Annotated in this window: 10 protein-coding genes; 4 read left to right on the top strand and 6 right to left on the bottom strand. The window is 67.3% G+C overall.

The features are described 5' to 3' along the window. Positions 1-345, top strand: a complete 345-nt coding sequence (locus tag SOM18_RS11800; protein WP_031441545.1) for a tRNA-binding protein — start codon at positions 1-3, stop codon at positions 343-345. Positions 346-379: 34 nt separating this feature from the next. Here SOM18_RS11800 and pepN read toward each other — a convergent pair whose 3' ends face one another. Then, a complete protein-coding gene (gene pepN, locus SOM18_RS11795) occupies positions 380-2992 on the bottom strand; it encodes an aminopeptidase N (protein ID WP_320481752.1) in 2613 nt (870 codons plus the stop codon). Between the two features lie 119 nt (positions 2993-3111). Between pepN and SOM18_RS11790 the strand changes: the two genes are divergently transcribed. Both SOM18_RS11790 and SOM18_RS11785 read left to right on the top strand, forming a co-directional pair. Then, positions 3112-4866: a M28 family metallopeptidase gene (locus SOM18_RS11790; RefSeq protein WP_037527145.1), complete on the top strand. Its 1755-nt coding sequence runs from the start codon at positions 3112-3114 to the stop codon at positions 4864-4866. Continuing rightward, positions 4863-5699 carry an epimerase gene (locus SOM18_RS11785; RefSeq protein ID WP_031441547.1) on the top strand — a complete coding sequence of 279 codons (837 nt, stop codon included), beginning with the start codon at positions 4863-4865 and terminating at the stop codon, positions 5697-5699. The genes SOM18_RS11790 and SOM18_RS11785 overlap by 4 nt, the downstream gene beginning before the upstream one ends. Here SOM18_RS11785 and SOM18_RS11780 read toward each other — a convergent pair. From SOM18_RS11780 to SOM18_RS11770, 3 genes are all read right to left on the bottom strand, one after another. Further along, positions 5612-6544, bottom strand: coding sequence for a DMT family transporter (locus SOM18_RS11780; protein WP_031441548.1), 933 nt, complete (start codon positions 6542-6544; stop codon positions 5612-5614). The two genes, SOM18_RS11785 and SOM18_RS11780, sit on opposite strands and share 88 nt — an antisense overlap. Beyond that, a complete protein-coding gene (locus tag SOM18_RS11775) occupies positions 6541-7542 on the bottom strand; it encodes a threonine aldolase family protein (protein WP_031441549.1) in 1002 nt (333 codons plus the stop codon). The genes SOM18_RS11780 and SOM18_RS11775 overlap by 4 nt, the downstream gene beginning before the upstream one ends. Positions 7543-7658: 116 nt before the next feature. Next, on the bottom strand, positions 7659-9848 hold the full coding sequence (locus tag SOM18_RS11770; RefSeq protein WP_192007766.1) for a transglycosylase domain-containing protein: 2190 nt from the start codon (positions 9846-9848) through the stop codon (positions 7659-7661). 121 nt (positions 9849-9969) lie between these two features. On the opposite strand from SOM18_RS11770, the gene SOM18_RS11765 reads away from it, so the two are divergent. Beyond that, positions 9970-10593: an NADPH-dependent FMN reductase gene (locus tag SOM18_RS11765; protein ID WP_052148883.1), complete on the top strand. Its 624-nt coding sequence runs from the start codon at positions 9970-9972 to the stop codon at positions 10591-10593. Between the two features lie 68 nt (positions 10594-10661). Here the strand turns inward: SOM18_RS11765 and SOM18_RS11760 are convergent, their stop codons facing one another. Then, the gene (locus SOM18_RS11760; RefSeq protein WP_031441552.1) at positions 10662-12146 is read right to left on the bottom strand and encodes an efflux transporter outer membrane subunit; all 1485 of its coding nucleotides are present in this window, start codon (positions 12144-12146) and stop codon (positions 10662-10664) included. 4 nt (positions 12147-12150) lie between these two features. Further along, entirely contained in the window at positions 12151-15336 is a 3186-nt protein-coding gene (locus SOM18_RS11755; RefSeq protein ID WP_192007765.1) for an efflux RND transporter permease subunit, read from the bottom strand. Position 15337 lies beyond the last annotated feature (1 nt).

The raw sequence follows: 15337 nt of genomic DNA, 5'->3' as shown, positions 1-15337 counted from the left end.
ATGGCCGAGCCCGGAATCGCGTTCGACGACTTTGCTAGGGTGGATATCCGGGTCGGGACGATCATCGCGGTCGAGCCCTTTCCCGAGGCCCGCAAGCCTGCGTTCAAGCTGACGATCGATTTCGGTGACACGATCGGGACCAAGCGATCCTCGGCCCAGATCACCGACCATTATTCGCCCGAGACGCTCGTCGGCCGCCAAGTCGCCGCGGTGGTCAATTTTCCACCGCGGCAGATCGGGCCGATGATGTCCGAGGTGCTGACGCTGGGCTTTCCCGATGCCGACGGCAAGGTCGTGCTGATCGCACCGTCCGAGCCCGTCCCGAACGGCGGCCGCCTCTTCTGACGCGGCGCCGTCCGGGCCGAATACGGCCCGGATCCTAGCCCTCGAGGCTTTTCGAGCTCTGCTCGACCATGTCGCGCGACAAGCCGGGCGTGTGCAGGATCCGCTCGAGTTCCGCGCGCATCAGCCCGGCGCGTTTGGCGTCGAACCGGCGCCAGCGACCAAGCGGCGGCAGGAGCTTTGCCGCCGTCTGCGGATTGAGCCGGTCGAGCGCGATCAGATGATCCGCGAGGAAGCGATAGCCGCTGCCGTCGATCGCATGGAAGGCGCGCTGGTTCGCCGCGAACGCGCCGATGAGCGCGCGCGCGCGGTTCGGATTGGTCAGCGTGAAGTCGGGATGGCGGGCGAGCGCCGCGACGACCGTGCCGGTATCGTCGCGCGACGACTGGGCCTGGGTCTGGAACCATTTGTCGAGCACCAGCGGATTGCTGCTGTAGCGCGCGTAGAAGCGGTCGAGCGCCGCGTCGCGCTGTGCCGCCGTCGAGCTGACGAGCGCGGTCAGCGCGCCCTGGCGGTCGGTCATGTTGTCCGCCCCCTCGAACTGCGCGAGTGCCAGTTCGGCGGCGTCGGGGGCGTCGCTCGCCATGATATAGGCGAGCGCGACCGAGCGCAGCCGGCGCAGGCCCTTGCCCTCGGGCGTATAGGCAAAGGGTGCCGAACCGGCGCGCGCATGCGCCTGGCGCCACTGGCGTTCGAGCTGCGTGCCGAGATCGCGACGCAGGCCGTCGCGCGCGCGGAAGATGGCGTCGGGATCGACGATCCGCATCTGGTCGCCGATAAAACTCTCGGAGGGGAGCATCACCGCTTCGGCGATGAAGGCGGGGTCGAGATCGGGATCCTCCAGCGTCCGGGCGACCGCGGCGATCACACCGTCATGCTCCGCGCGACCCGTGCTCGCGCTGGCCACGAGCGTCTCGAGCATCAGCTGCTGCATCGCCTCGTACCGCGCGAAGGGATCGTCGTCATGCGCGCTGAGAAAGGCGAGATCCGCGGCGCTGCGATCGCTTTCGACCACGACCGGCGCGGAAAAGCCGCGATTGATCGACAGGACCGGGCGTTCGTCGATCCCCTCGAACCGGATCGTCTCGCCCGGCCCGTCGAGCAGGACGAGCCGTTCGTCGATCAGCGCGGTGCCCGTGTCGGCGCCGAACAGCTTGATCGCGAGCGGCAGGACCATCGGCGCCTTGTCCGGCTGGCCCGGCGTGGCGGGTACATGCTGTGCCAGGGTCAGCGTCGCGCTCTGCGCCACGGGATCATGCGACAGGCTCGCCGAGAGGCGCGGGGTGCCCGCCTGCGAATACCAGAGGCGGAACTGCGTCAGATCGATCCCGCTCGCCTCTTCCATGCTGGCGACGAAATCCTCGCAGGTCGCGGCGGTGCCGTCGAAGCGGTCGAAATACAGATCGGTCCCCGCCCGGAAGTTCTTCGGCCCGAGGATCGCCGCCATCATGCGGATCAGCTCGGCGCCCTTGTTGTAGATCGTCGCGGTGTAGAAGTTGGAGATCTCCTGATAGGATTCGGGGCGGACGGGATGCGCGAGCGGCCCTGAATCCTCGGGAAACTGCGACGCACGCAGGCCGCGGACGTCCTCGATCCGCTTGACCGCACGGCTGCCCTGGTCGGCGGAGAAACCCTGGTCGCGATAGACCGTGAAGCCCTCCTTCAGCGACAGCTGGAACCAGTCGCGGCAGGTGATCCGGTTGCCTGACCAGTTGTGGAAATATTCATGCGCGACGACCGCGGCGATCGCGTCATAGTCGTAATCGGTCGCGGTATCGGGGTCGGCCAGGATGTAGCGCGAGTTGAAGATGTTGAGCCCCTTGTTCTCCATCGCGCCGAAGTTGAAGTCGTCGACCGCGACGATGTTGAACACGTCGAGATCATATTCGCGGCCATAGGTCGCCTCGTCCCAGGCCATGGAGAGCGCCAGCGCCTCGAGCGCATGATCGGTCTTGGCGAGGTCCGCCTTGCGCACCCAGATGCCGAGCGAAACCTCGCGCCCCGACATCGTCGTGAAACGGCCCGAATTGACCGCGAGATCCCCGGCGACGATCGCGAAGAGATAGGAGGGCTTGGGGAAGGGGTCGTTCCATTCCGCCCAGTGGCGGCCATCGGCGAGATCGCCCTGTGCGACGGGGTCGCCGTTCGCCAGCAGCACGGGGAAGCGCGCCTTGTCCGCCGTCATCCGCACCGAATAGCGGCTGAGCACGTCGGGGCGGTCGGGGAAATAGGTGATGCGGCGAAACCCCTCCGCCTCGCACTGCGTGCACAGATTGCCGCCCGAGGCATAGAGCCCCATCAGCTGGGTGTTGCGGTCGGGGGCGATCTCGACCTCGGTCTCGACGACATGCGCGTCGCCCGACAGGGGGATCACCAGCTGCTCGCCCTCGAAATGCCAGTCGTTGACCGCGACGCCGTCGACCATGATCGACAGCGGTCGCTGGCCTGCCCCATCGAGCTTCAGCGGATCGCGGTGGTCACCGTTGCGGGTGACGGACAGCGTCGCGATGACGCGCGTCGCGGACGGATCGAGCGTGAACTCCAGCCGTGTCGTCGGCACCAGCCAGGCCGGCGCCGTATAATCCACCCGGCGAATGGCGACCGGGGCAGCGATGTCGGGCTGGGCGAGGCTGTGTTGGATGTCGAGCATAGACGTCGAATATAGGGGCCGTCGCGGGCTCCGCCAGCCAAAGCTTGCCGGGCTGTGCTTGCGTGTCGCGGCCGGCGTGCTACCCGGCTGCAACACGTTCGTCTTGCGAGGATTTCGGCATGTATCGGTTCATCGGCGCGCTCTCGGTGCTCGCCCTCTCCACGGCGACGCTGGCGCAGACGTCGGCCCCGCAACCGAAAGCCGCCGCGCCGACACCGGCAGCCGCATCGGGGTCCACCCCGGCGGCCACCCCGGCGGCAAAGCCCGACCCGGCGATCCTCAATGCACGGCTCGCAGCGCCGCTGCCGGCGGATCAGGCGGCGATGAAGGCGCACGTCCTGTTCCTCGCCTCCGATGCGATGAAGGGGCGCGAGGCGGGCAGCCCCGAGTTCGACATCGCCGCGCAATATGTCGCGGCGCAATTCTATGCCGCCGGTCTGCGGCCAGGTGGTGACGATGCCGGCTATCTGCAGCGCGTGCCGCTGGTCAGCTACAAGGCCGCGGACAAGGGCAGCTTCACCTGGACGCCGCAGTCTGGCGCCGCGCAGCCGCTCGTGTTTGCGGCAGATTATGTCCCCGCCGCCAACGGTGCGAAGGCGGATACCGCGGTGTCGGCGCCGATCGTGTTCGTCGGTTATGGCATCGACGCCCCGCAATACGGCCAGAACGACTATGCCGGCGTCGACGTGCGCGGCAAGATCGTCGCCTATTTCGGTGGTGCGCCGGCGCGGTTCAGCGGCGAGGAACGTGCCTTTTTCGGATCCGGCGGCACCAAGGCCCGGACCGCCGAAAGCAAGGGGGCGGTCGGCGTGATCACGCTCGAAAGCCCGCGCACCGCCAAGGCCCGCCCGTTCGCGCGATCTGCACAATTTTACGACGCTGCCCGGATGACCTGGGCCAACCCCGACGGCACCGGCAAGGTCGACGCGCCCGGCGCGCCGTCGCTCGGCACGCTGAGCGTCGCAGGCGCGACCAAGTTGTTCGGCGCGTCGTGGAAGGCGATCGCCAAGCAGGCGCGGTCGGACAATGCCAAGTTCAGGTCCGCACCGCTTGCGGGCACGCTGACGGTCGCGACCAAGACGAGCTTCGCGCCGGCGGCAAGCAGCAATGTCGTCGGCGTCATTCCCGGCACCGATCCGGTGCTCGGCAAGGAGGTCGTCGTGCTGTCCGCGCATCTCGACCATATCGGCATCACCCGGCCCGCGAACGGCGCGAAGGACGGCGATGCGCTCAACAACGGCGCGCTCGACAATGCGATCGGCATCGCCAGCCTGATCGAGGAAGCCAAGCGCTTCACGACCAGCGGCAAGGGTTCGAAGCGCACGTTGATCTTCCTCGCGGTCACGGGCGAGGAAAAGGGGCTGGTCGGCAGCGATTATTTCACCAACCACCCGACCGTGCCGCTCGCCAATATCGTCGCGGACGTGAACCTCGACATGCCGATCCTGACCTACAAGTTCGAGGACATGGTGGTGTTCGGCGCGGAGCGATCGACGCTCGGTCCGATCGTCCAGACGGCGGTCGCGGCGATCGGTGTCGGCCTGTCGCCCGATCCGATGCCCGAAGAGGGAATCTTCGTCCGCTCGGATCATTTCCGCTTCGTTCAGAAGGGGATCCCGGCGGTGTTCCTGTGGCCGGGGCAGAAGGGGCCGGGCAAGGCCGCGGTCGCCTATTTCATGGCGAACAATTATCACAAGCCGTCTGACGATCTGTCGCAGCCGATCCTGTGGGATCAGGGCGTGCGGTTCGTTGATGCGAACTACCGGATCGCGCGTGAGATCGCCGATGGCGCGGAGCGGCCGGTCTGGAATGCGGGCGACTATTTCGGCACGCTCTACAAGGGCCCGATGGGTCGGGCGGCGGCCGCGAAATGAGCCGGCTGCTCGTCTTCGGCCTCGGCTATACCGCGTCGCGGATCGCACGCCGCCTGGCCGGGGACGGGTGGCATGTCGTCGGCACGTCGCGCGACGGTCGCGACGGCACGATCCGGTTCGACGACGCCGCCGCGGTCATGACGGAGATCGCCGCGGCGACGCATATCCTGTCCTCGGTCCCGCCCGAGCATGACGCCGACCCCGTTCTGGCGCGCTACGGAGCGGCGCTGCTTAGAACGCGCGCCTGGCTCGGCTATCTGTCGTCGACCGGCGTCTACGGCGATGCCGGTGGTGCCTGGGTCGACGAGACCGCGCCGATCGGCGGCGGACGCCGGAGTGCGCGCGCGGCGGCGGATGCCGACTGGCTCGCGATCGGCGCGCGGACCTTTCGCCTGCCCGGCATCTACGGCCCCGGCCGGTCGCCGCTCGACCGCGTGCGCGAGGGCAAGGCGCACCGGATAGACCAGCCGGGCCAGGTGTTCAGTCGCGCGCATGTCGACGATATCGGCGCGGGCGTGATCGCGGCGTTCGATGCGCCGGCGGGCGCCTATAATCTGGCGGATGACGTTCCGGCGTCGCAGAACGACGTCGTCGCCTTCGCCGCGGCGCTGCTCGGTCTGCCCGCGCCGCCGTTCGTGACGATCGAGCAGCTGTCGGCGATGGGCCGTGGTTTCTATGCCGAGAACCGGCGGGTCGCGAACGGCAAGGCGAAGCGCGTCCTGCGCTGGACCCCGACCTGGCCGGATTACCGGGCGGGTCTGCGGGCGCTGAGCGCGATGACGAGTCCTGCCCCTGCGAGTACCGCACCGGCCACCGCCAGCGTCGACCAGTGATAATGCTCGAAGATCGTCGATAAGATCATCGCGATGACCGGGACGATCACCCCCGAATAGGCCGCCTTGGCAGGCCCGATCGCGCGGATGACGTTGAAATAGAGCGGGAAGGCGAGCGCGGAGGCGAAGATGCCGAGATAGAGGATCCCGGCGATATAGCCCAGCCGCAGCTCGAACACCGGCGGCCCGGTGGTGATCCAGGCGAAGGTCGCGTCGAGCGTCGCGCCGATCAGCATCGCGATCGCCAGCATCGGGGCCATCGGATAGCGTTTCGCAAACGCGCTGCCCTGCATGACATTGGCGATCGACGCGGCCAGGACGCCGCCCAGCGTCAGGGCGATGCCGATGGTCGCGGACTGCGGACCATGCGGATCGACCCGCGCCTCGTTGACGAACAGCAATGCGACGCCCGCCATCGCGACGGCGCACCCGAGCATCAATTGTCGCCCGAGCTTCTGCCCCAGGAAGATGCGGCCGAACACCGCGTTGGGGACGAGCAGCAACGCGAAGACCACCGCGACCAGCCCCGACGTCACATAATGCTCGGCACGGTAGACGAAGTTGAAGTTGAACGTGAACAGCGCGGTGCCGATGATCGCGGCAAAGGCGTAGCCGCGGGCGTCGAGCAGGAGGCTTTCGCGCTTCACCCGCGCATAGATGGCCATCGCAATGCCGGCGATGAGGAAGCGGTAGCTGATCGACCAGCTCGGCGGCACCACCGCGATCTGGTCGCGGATGACGAGCCAGGTCGACCCCCAGATCAGCGTGACGATCCCGAACGGGACCAGCACCGCCGCGCGCGTCGACTGGATCGGGGGTTGCGGCGAACCGGACGGCCCGGTCATAACGACCGGATCGCGTCCGCGAGCTGGTCGACCGGACCGACCGGTGTGTCCCACGCGGTCACCAGCCGGATCTCGCCCGCTGCCCAGTCATAGAAATCGAACCCCTGCGCGCGGAGCGCGGCGGCCTCGTCGGGGGTCGCGCGGAGAAAGACCTCGTTGGCCTCGACCGGATGGACGAGGCGGTCGCCCGCGGCCGCGGCCAGTCGCGTGGCAGCCTGGTTCGCGGCCTCGCCATTGGCGAGCCAGAGGTCGTCCTCGAGCATCGCGAGGATCTGTGCGGCGAGGTATCGCCCCTTTGACAGGAGCAGGCCCGCCCTCTTGCGGCGATACTGGGTGACGGCGGCGAGCTGGGGTTTGAAGAACACCAGCGCCTCCGCGCTCATCGCGCCGTTCTTGACGAAGCCGAAACTCAGCGCGTCGACGCCTGCGCGCCACGTCATGTCGGCGGGCGAGCATCCCGCATGGACCATCGCATTTGCAAAACGTGCGCCGTCCATGTGGAAGCCGAGGCCGCGCTCACGCGCGAGCGCGCCGATCTCGGCGACTTCGTGGGGGCGGTAAACCTGGCCATATTCGGTGGCGTTGGTGATCGAGATCGCGTGCGGCTGGACGCGGTGGACGTCGTCGGGGATCGCGTCGAGAACGGTGCGGATCGTCGACGGTGTCAGCTTCGCGCCCTCCCCATCGGCGAGGAACAGCTTGGCGCCGTGGGTGTAGAATTCGGGCGCGCCGCCCTCGTCGTTCTGGATATGCGCGTCGCGGTGGCAGACGATGCCGCCATGCGGCGGGCACAGCGCGGCGAGCGCGAGGCAGTTGGCGGCCGTGCCGGTGGGCACCCACAGCACCGCGACCTCGGTCTCGAACAGCGCCGACAGGCGGCCGTCGAGCTGCTGGCTCCATTGATCGCCCGCATAGGCGGTGTCGAGCGTATCGGCGGCGGCGATCGCGGCCATGACCTGCGGATGGATCTTGGCGGCGTTGTCGGAGAAAAAGCGCATGGTGAGGACATGCTGCGATGCAGTGATGGCGTCAACGGGCGCTTCGCCTGGGTCGCCCCCTTCGACGTCGTTATCCCGGGGCCTGACTTTCGTCAGGATGACGGCGGGGGATCGAACTACTGCCCCTCGTCAAATCCCGGTTCCTCCTCGGGCGGCCGGCGATCGTCGCGTGGTGGCCCATCCTCCGGTCGATCGCGGCGTGCGGGGCCGACCGAGATCGTCCCGTCCTCGCCCATCTTCAGGTTGAAGCCGAGCCCCTCGATCTCGCCGCCGAGCGGCAGGACGCTGTTGTCCCCGTCTTCGGGGGGCAGTGCATCGGGGTCGATTTCCTCGACCGGCGGCGCGGGGGCGGCGACGGGGGCGATGCCCAGCGCGGACTGCATGAAGTCGCGCCAAATCCGCGCCGGGATGCCACCGCCAGACAGGCCGGGATTCGAACTATTGTCGTCGTTGCCGACCCATACGCCGACCACCAGGTCGCGCGCGAAGCCGACGAACAGCGCATCCTTGTTGTCCGACGTCGTCCCGGTCTTGCCGAACGCATCGACCGTCAGGTTGGCGCTCCGCCCGGTTCCGTTGCGGATCGAGGCGGCGAGCAGATCGAGCATCTCGTCATGGATCTTCGGCGGCAGGGCGGTCGAACCGCCGGTCAGCGACTGATACCAGCCCTTTTCCCGAACATCGGCCAGCCCGCGCGGCTGCACCGGATAGGTCTCGCGCGCGATCGCGGCATAGGCGGCGGTCAGTTCGAGCAGCGACACGGTCGAGGTGCCGAGGCCGATCGTCGCCTCGTTCGGAATGGGCGTGGAAATCCCCAGGTCGCGCGCGGCCTTGATCACCGCCCGGACGCCGACCTGTTGCGTCAGCCGGGCGGCGGCAACGTTGGACGATCGGGCAAATGCCTGGCGCAGCGTGATCGTCCCCTGATAGCGGCCGTCGCTGTTCTTGGGCGTCCAGTCGCCGATCGTCACCGGGCGGTCCTCGATCGTCGAATCGGGTGTCATCCCCGCGCGCATCGCGGCGAGATAGACGAACAGCTTGAACGTCGATCCGGGCTGGCGACGCGCCTGCGTCGCGCGGTTGAACGGGCTCTTGCGGTAATCCTTGCCACCGACCATCGCGACGACCCGGCCGTCGGGGCGCATCGCCACCAGCGCGACCTGCGCCTCGCGCAGTCCGGCGCGCGCGACGGTGCGTTCGGCGGCGCGTTGCAGCCGCGGATCGAGCGTGGTCCGGACGGTCGTCTCGGTCTTCACCTCGCCCGCCTGGTCGCGCGCCTCGGGCAGGATCCAGTCGGCGAAATAGGTGCCGTTGGGGAGTTGCGTCGGGCGGTTCGCCAGCACGCGTTGCGGGCGGACCGCATCGCCCTCCGCTTCGGTAAGGAAGCCTGCGGCGACCATCGCGCCGACGACGACGGCTTCACGCTTGCGCGCACCCTCGAGGTTGGAGGTCGGGGCGAGCCGCGACGGCGCCTTGACCAGGCCGGCGAGCATCGCTGCCTGGCCGACGTTCAGCGCCGCGGGTGTCCGGCCGAAATAATGCTTGGCAGCCGCGCTGATCCCATAGGTGTTGTCGCCGAAATACACGTTCGACAGATAGCGCGAGAGGATCTCGTCCTTCGACAGCCATGCCTCGAGCCAGACGGCGATCATCGCCTCGCGGATCTTGCGCGTCGCGGTGCGATCCGAATCGAGGAACGCGTTCTTCGCAAGCTGTTGCGTGATCGTGCTGCCGCCCTGACGCACCCCGCCCGACCCGAGATTCGCCCAGGCCGCGCGCGCGATCCCGCGCGGGTCGATACCCCAGTGCGAATAGAAGCGGCGGTCCTCGATCGCGAGGAACGCCTCGCGCACGTGCGGCGGCAGCGTCGCCGCGTCGACCGGTTTGCCGATGATCGCGCCGCGCCGTGCGATCGGCGTGCCGTCATCGGCGGTCAGCGTGATCGAGGGCGGGGTCGGCGGCTGCAGTGATTTCGACAGGGGCGCGGTGATCGCCAGCCAGATGATCGCGATCACCAGCAGGATGATGCCGATACCGGTGCCGCGCACGATCCACCGGCCGATCCCGCCCCGCCTGCGCCGCGGTGTTGCGGGCTGGGGGTAGCCATCGTCCTGGCGGGGATCGTAATTGCCGTCCGGATCTTCGCCCAGTCGCTCGCGCTCATATTTCTCGCGCAGGCGTTCGCGCTCGGTGATCAACCGTTCGCGTTCATAGGCATAGGGCTCGCGTTCGCCGGACATGCCGGAGCCGGATCGGGCGGGGTCGAAGGGATCGGGGCGCATCGGATCGTTCCAGCGGTCGGGCATCTGGTGTGTTATCGTTCTATGACAGTTCGGACAAGCCTATGCGCACGCTTAACGTGTACGCGCGCTGAGCGACAGCATTGGCCTGTTGTCATCACCGGGCGAAACGGGGAAGAGCATAATGATGACGTTCGAACAGGGTGACACCGTGGCAGCTACCGACTCTCTATCGCCCTCCCTGCCGCTTGTCGTCGGCATTGGCGGGACGATCGGCGGCGTGTCGTCGACCGAGCGCGCATTGCGGATCGCGCTCGATTCGGTCGAGCGACACGGATACCGGACACAGATGTTCGGCGGCGCGGACATGGCCCGGCTGCCGCTTTACGATCCCAAGGCGACCGAGCGGACCGAGGACGAGCGTGCCTTTGTCGCGGCGGTGCGCGCGGCATCGGCGGTGATCATCGCCAGCCCGGGCTATCATGGCAGCATCTCAGGCGTGGTGAAGAATGCGCTCGACCTGCTCGAGGAAACCGCACGTGATGCCGAACGGCCCTATCTGGCGGACATGCCGGTCGGGCTGATCGCGACCGCCTATGGCTGGCAGGCGACGGGCAGCACGATCGCGGCGCTGCGCTCGATCGTCCACGCACTTCGCGGCTGGCCGACGCCATTCGCAGCGGCGATCAACACACAGGTGACGAAATTCGATGCCGAGGGCGGGGCGAGCGATCCCGCGGTCCTCGAGCAGCTTCGGCTGGTCGGCCGGCAGGTCGCGCGGTTCGCACCTTTGTCCGAACCGGCAAACTGACCGCGCGTCGCACCGCCGCGTCACCCGGGCCTGGCCCGGAATGACGCGGTGGGCGGGACGGGCCGGTGTTAGCGCAGCCCGCCGCCGAGCGCGCGATAGAGCTCGACCGCATTGGTATCGCGGACCAGCCGCGTCGCCAGCAGGCTCTGCTGCGCGGTGTAGAGCGACCGCTGTGAATCGAGCGTGTTGAGGAACGGATCGATCCCCGCGCGGAAGCGCAGTTGCGACAGGTTGAACGCGCCCGCCGCATTGTCGCGCAGCGACGTCTGCGCTTCGAGCTGGCCGTTGATCGTACCGCGGCGCGCGAGCGCATCGGCGACTTCACGGAAGCCGGTCTGGACGCTCTTCTCATAGGTAGCGAGCATCGCGTCGCGCGAGGCCTTGGCGTAGTCCAGATTGCCCTTGTTGCGACCGAAGTCGAAGATCGGCTGCGTGATCGACGGCGCGACCGACCAGGATTCGCTGCCCTTGCCGAACAGGTTCGACAGGCCGAGGCTCAGCGTGCCGAGCGACGCGGTCAGCGAGATATTGGGGAAGAACGCCGCGCGGGCCGCACCGATATTGGCGTTCGCCGCAATCAGCTGATGCTCGGCGGCCGCGACGTCGGGGCGGCGCAGCAGGACTTCGGAGGACAGGTTGGCGGGCAGGTTTTCCAGCGTCGGCGTCTTCTCCGGCATCCGGGCCGGCAGCAGGTCGGCGCTCAGCGTGGTGCCTGCGAGCAGGTTGAGTGCGTTCTGGTCCTGCGCGATGAGCGTCGTCGCGTCGGCGATGTCGGAGCGCGCCTGGTCATAGGTCGTCCGCGCCTGGCGCACTTCGAGTTCGGACGCGATGCCGATGCGGAATCGATCCTGCGTCAGCTTGAGCGTTTCCCCAAAGGCCCGTTCGGTGTCCTGCGCGATCTTCAGCCGATCCTGGTCCGCCGCCATCGTCAGCCAGGCTGTCGCGGTTTCCGCGATCAGCGACACCTGCGCGGCGTTGCGGTTTTCCTCCGCGGCGAAATAGGCCTGCTGCTGCGCCTGGGTCAGATTGCGGACCCGGCCGAACAGATCGATCTCCCAGGCCGAGACGCCGAGATTGGCCGAATAGATATCGAACCGGCCGCCGCCGGCGACCGCCCCGGCACCGGTGCCGCCGCCGCCGTTGCCGCCTCCAGTACCGCCGCCCGTCGTGCCGCCCGTACCGCCACCGACGGCGCCGAAGGGGGACTTCTGATAGGTTGCGCTGCCCGTCGCACCCAGCGTCGGGAACAGGTCCGCGCGCTGGACGCGATATTGCGCCCGCGCCTGCGCGACATTGGCAACCGCGATGCGGACATCGCGGTTGTTGTCGAGCGCGGTGCGAATGACGCGGCGCAGGCGGTCGTCGGTAAAGAACGCCTCCCATGCGGTGTCCGCGGGCATGATCGCACCCGCCGCATCGGTCGCCGCATAAGCCGGTCCGGTCGGCGTTGACGGAGCCACCGGAAGCTCGGGCCGGACATATTTCGGGGCCAAGTTGCAGCCGGCGAGCGTGAGCCCGGCGGCGAACGTCAGAGCGATTTTGCGCGAGAACATCGGATCAGGCCTCCTGCGGCCGCTGGTCGTGGGTCGTGGTGTCGCCGTCACGGGTGTCATCACGGTGGCGGTCTCCGTCCTGCTGGCCGGGCTTGTCCTGCTTGAAGACGCGCTTCACGAGCAGGAAGAACAGCGGCACGAAGAATATCGCGAGCACAGTCGCGGACAGCATGCCGCCCACCACCGCCCAGCCGATTGCGTTCTGGCCGCCCGCGCCCGCACCGCTCGACAGCGCGAGCGGGAGAACGCCGAAGATGAACGCGAACGAGGTCATCAGGATCGGGCGAAGACGCAGCTTGGCGGCCTCGACCGCGGCATCCGCCGCATTCATCCCGTCACCCATCTTTTCCTCGGCGAACTCGACGATCAGGATCGCGTTCTTCGCCGCCACGCCGATCGTCGTGATCAGGCCGACCTGGAGATAGATGTCGTTGTTGAGCCCCGCGACCATCGCCGCGAGCACCGCACCGAGCACGCCGAGCGGTACGACGAGGAGCACGGCGATCGGGATCGACCAGCTCTCGTACAGTGCGGCAAGGCACAGGAACACGATCAGCAGCGACAGCGCATAGACATAGGTCGACTGCCCGCCCGAAAGCTGTTCCTCATAGCTGAGGCCGGTCCACTCATAGCCGATGCCGGGGGGCAGCTTGGCCGCCATTTCCTCCATCGCCTTGATCGCGGTGCCGCTGCTGACGCCGGGTGCGGGCGACCCCATGATCTCGAACGAGGCGACGCCGTTATAGCGTTCGAGACGTGCGGGACCGTAGGTCCAGCCGGTGGTCGAGAAGGACGACATCGGCGTCATCGCGTTGGTCGCGCCGCGGACATAGAAATTGCCGAGGTCTGCGGGCGACTTGCGGAACGGCGCATCGGCCTGGACGAACACCTTCTTCACGCGACCGCGGTCGATGAAGTCGTTGATGTACGATCCGCCGAACGCGGTGCTGACGGTGGTGTTGATGTCCGCCTGACTCAGGCCGAGCGCGCCTGCCTGGGCCTGGTCGACGTTCAGTTTGAGCTGTGGCGCATCCTCCAGGCCGTTCGGACGGACCTGCATCAGGCGCTTGTCCTGGCTGGCCATGCCGAGCAGCATGTTGCGTGCCTCGAGCAGCTTGTCGTGGCCGACGCCGGCATTGTCCTTCAGCATGAAGTCGAAGCCGTTGGCGTTGCCCAGTTCCTGCACGGCGGGCGGCACGAAGCCGATCACCATGCCGGCGCGGATCCCGGCGAGGGCCTGGTTCGCGCGCTGGGCGACCGCGGCGACGGTATTCGCGTCGCCTTCGCGATCCTCCCACGGCTTGAGCTGGATGAAGGCGAGACCGACATTCTGACCCTGGCCGACAAAGCCGAAGCCACTGATCGTGAAGATGCCCGCAATGTTGGCCTTTTCGTCGACCAGGAAGTGATCGCGCAGCTTGTCCATCGTCCGCGCAGTCTCTTCCATCGTCGTGCCCGTGGGCATCGACACCTGCGCGAACATCAGGCCCTGATCCTCTTCGGGAAGGAAGCCCGAGGGCAGTCGCAGGAAGACGAACAGCATCGCGCCGACGATGACCGCATAGACGATCATCGTCCGTACCCAGCCCTTTTCGACGCGGCGCAGGCCCTTGCCATATCTGTCGACGCCGCGATCGAAGGTCCGGTTGAACCAGCCGAAAAAGCCCTTCTTGTCGCCGTGATCCTGCTTGGACGGCTTCAGGATGGTGGCGCAGAGTGCGGGCGTCAGGATCAGCGCGACCAGCACCGAAAGCACCATCGACGAGACGATGGTGATCGAGAACTGGCGGAAGATCACGCCGGTCGAGCCGCTGAAGAACGCCATCGGCAGGAACACCGCGGACAGCACGAGGCCGATGCCGACCAGCGCGCCGCTGATCTCGTCCATCGATTTCTTGGCGGCCTCCTTGGGGCTCAGCCCCTCTTCCTGGATCAGGCGTTCGACATTCTCGACGACGACGATCGCGTCATCGACGAGCAGGCCGATCGCCAGCACCATGCCGAACAGCGTCAGCGTGTTGATCGTGAAGCCCGCGACCTGAAGCACGGCGAGCGAGCCGAGCAGCACGACCGGCACCGCGATCGTCGGGATGAGCGTGGCGCGGAAGTTCTGGAGGAAGAGGAACATCACGAGGAAGACGAGGATGATCGCCTCGATCAGCGTGTGGACCACCTGTTCGACCGACAGCCGGACGAACGTCGAATTGTCGACCGGATAGGCGATCTTGACGTCGGCCGGGAACTGCTTGGCGATCTTCTCGACCTCGGCCTTCACCAGCGTGACGGTGTCGAGCGCGTTGGCGCCCGGCGCCAGCTTCACGCCGAAGCCTGCTGCCTGCTTGCCGTTGTAGCGCGCCTGGAAGCTGTAGTTTTCCGAGCCCATTTCGACCCGGGCGACATCGGCAAGGCGCACGGTGGCGCCGCCGGTGGCCGAGCGAATGATGATCTGGCGGAACTGTTCCGGAGTCTGCAGACGCGACTGCGCGGTGACGGTCGCGTTGAGCGCCTGGCCCTTGACCGCGGGAAGGCTGCCGACCTGACCGGCGGAAACCTGTGCGTTCTGCGCGGTGATTGCCGAGGTGATGTCGGTGACGGTGACGCCGAGGTTCGACATCTTGAACGGATCGACCCAGATCCGCATCGAATATTGCGCGCCGAACACCTGCGTGTCGCCGACGCCCTTGATCCGGCTGAGCGGATCCTGGAGCTTGGAGGCGATCAGATCGCCGAGATCGACCTGGTCATGGCTGCCGTCCTGCGAATAGGCGGCGATCACGAGCAGGAAGTTGGCGGTCGCCTTGGTCACGCGAAGCCCGGCCTGCTGCACTTCCTGCGGCAGGAGCGGGGTCGCCTGTTGCAGCTTGTTCTGCACCTGGACCTGCGCGATGTCCGCGTCGGTGCCCTGTTCGAAGGTCAGCGTGATCGCGAGATTGCCCGCGCCATCGCTGGTCGATGCAAAGTAGCGAAGGTTGTCGATCCCCTTCATCTGCTGCTCGATGATCTGCGTCGTCGTGTTCTCGAGCGTCTGCGCGTCGGCGCCCGGATAGGACGTTGCGACCGTCACCTTGGGCGCGGCGATCTCGGGGAACTGCGCGATCGGCAGCGACCGGATCGCCAGGACGCCGGCCAGCATCAGGATGATCGCGATGACCCATGCGAAGATGGGTCTATCGATGAAATAGCGTGACATG

This window comes from Sphingomonas sp. CFBP9019 (assembly GCF_034045155.1).
Taxonomy (GTDB): Bacteria; Pseudomonadota; Alphaproteobacteria; order Sphingomonadales; family Sphingomonadaceae; genus Sphingomonas; species Sphingomonas aerolata.
Note: the sequence above shows the minus strand (reverse complement) of the source record. Positions and strands in the feature narration are given on the sequence as shown.

Bases quoted from the DNA above. Each gene is read 5' to 3' on its own strand.
- SOM18_RS11800 (WP_031441545.1), top strand. From the start codon at position 1: ATGGCCGAGCCCGGAATCGCGTTCGACGACTTTGCTAGGGTGGATATC.
- pepN (WP_320481752.1), bottom strand. From the start codon at position 2,992: ATGCTCGACATCCAACACAGCCTCGCCCAGCCCGACATCGCTGCCCCG.
- SOM18_RS11790 (WP_037527145.1), top strand. From the start codon at position 3,112: ATGTATCGGTTCATCGGCGCGCTCTCGGTGCTCGCCCTCTCCACGGCG.
- SOM18_RS11785 (WP_031441547.1), top strand. From the start codon at position 4,863: ATGAGCCGGCTGCTCGTCTTCGGCCTCGGCTATACCGCGTCGCGGATC.
- SOM18_RS11780 (WP_031441548.1), bottom strand. From the start codon at position 6,544: ATGACCGGGCCGTCCGGTTCGCCGCAACCCCCGATCCAGTCGACGCGC.
- SOM18_RS11775 (WP_031441549.1), bottom strand. From the start codon at position 7,542: ATGCGCTTTTTCTCCGACAACGCCGCCAAGATCCATCCGCAGGTCATG.
- SOM18_RS11770 (WP_192007766.1), bottom strand. From the start codon at position 9,848: ATGCCCGACCGCTGGAACGATCCGATGCGCCCCGATCCCTTCGACCCC.
- SOM18_RS11765 (WP_052148883.1), top strand. From the start codon at position 9,970: ATGACGTTCGAACAGGGTGACACCGTGGCAGCTACCGACTCTCTATCG.
- SOM18_RS11760 (WP_031441552.1), bottom strand. From the start codon at position 12,146: ATGTTCTCGCGCAAAATCGCTCTGACGTTCGCCGCCGGGCTCACGCTC.
- SOM18_RS11755 (WP_192007765.1), bottom strand. From the start codon at position 15,336: ATGTCACGCTATTTCATCGATAGACCCATCTTCGCATGGGTCATCGCG.